The following is an 864-nucleotide window of genomic DNA, read 5'->3' as shown; positions in this document are numbered from 1 at the left end:
TAGTCGCAGTCGCTTGAAACAACTTTCTGCCGTTGCACTGTCCTTGAACTTGACATCGATACGGGTGTTTCCGTAAAATTTAAGACTTACGGCATTGGTCGTTGTCAGGTCGTACCATCTGGATATATCTACATTGCGTGTATCAAGACCGATAATCATCTCGATACTTCCGCAAAGTACATCGTCTGCACCAAAGGCAATACCTTCACAGAAGCGGCTGACCTTACGGTCTGTTTCGTATGAGAACCTATAATCCTTATAACATTCGTAATGGAAAGAGTCCCAAGAGACAATATCAGGGAAGATGATTTTGTCCTTCTTCAGTTCAGGCTTCACCTTGCTCCAGTTAGAGGGTCTGACCGTTTCAAGGAATCGTTTGATCAGCTCCTCCTCGGCAGTATCTCGGAAACTCTTGCCGCCGAGATGTTCGATGACCACATCTACATATGTGTTATATACAGGTCGGAAGTCTATCGGCAGAGTCTTCTCATCAATCTTTGGTGCTTCAACAGAGACGCTGTATGTGTTGTTGAAATAGCCGATGATGCGACTGATGAAGTTCCTGATAGCACTATGACGGCTATCCACCAACTCATTGATGTTCTTGAAAGGAGTAAACTCGTGATGGGTATAATCCTTCTCATCGTTATTGTACCGATAGTGGAGGTCATAGCTGCTTGTGGTAATTTTACCGTTCGGCTCGTGCTTGAGTTTGATTTTACCCTCATACTTCTCGGCTTCTCTCTTGAAGATGTTGTACCACCAGGCAATCTGGTCGAGCGTCTTATACAGCTCATCCTGCTGATTCTGGCAATAGATACGGTCTTGCTCCGTAATCTTCTCCTCATTTCTCACTTGTACCTT

1 protein-coding gene is annotated in these 864 nt (G+C 44.7%); it reads right to left on the bottom strand.

Going from position 1 to position 864, the window contains the following annotated elements:
• Window positions 1-864: hypothetical protein (locus NW211_RS13890; protein ID WP_258328275.1), on the bottom strand; the 864-nt coding region annotated here is incomplete at both ends.

The sequence above is a fragment of the Barnesiella sp. ET7 genome (assembly GCF_024733785.1).
In the GTDB taxonomy this organism is placed as follows: Bacteria; Bacteroidota; Bacteroidia; order Bacteroidales; family Barnesiellaceae; genus Barnesiella; species Barnesiella merdigallinarum.
The sequence above is the reverse complement of the archived record's forward strand: the minus strand, read 5'-3'. Positions and strand labels throughout refer to the sequence as shown.